This is a genomic window from Streptomyces sp. SID11385 (assembly GCF_010548245.1).
Classification (GTDB): Bacteria; Actinomycetota; Actinomycetes; order Streptomycetales; family Streptomycetaceae; genus Streptomyces.
On the sequence record NZ_JAAGLR010000615.1, the window covers coordinates 1 to 288 of the forward strand.

Sequence of the window (288 nt, forward strand, 5' to 3'; positions counted from 1 at the left end):
GGCGGCGGCCCGGATCAGCTCGGCCGCGCTGCCGCGCCCCGCCGCCTCGGCCGCGGGCCCCCAGCCGTCCTCGGTCCCCGCCTCGGCGGCGGCGATCCGGCCGAGCGCGTCCGCGAGGCTCTCCTCCGCGAGCGCGTACCGCTCCAGGCCGACGAGCACGGGGACCGGCGGCGCTTCCTCCTCCTCGCCTTCGGCGGGCGGGACACCGTCCTGGAAGAGCAGCGCGTCGCCCTCGGCGACGGCCTCCTGGACGGCCTCCTCGGCGTCGGGGACGCCGTGCTTGCCGAG

Annotated in this window: 1 pseudogene; it reads right to left on the reverse strand. The window is 80.2% G+C overall.

The window, feature by feature from the left end:
- Nucleotides 1-288: pseudogene (locus tag G3I42_RS18630) on the reverse strand (exodeoxyribonuclease V); the annotation flags it as partial.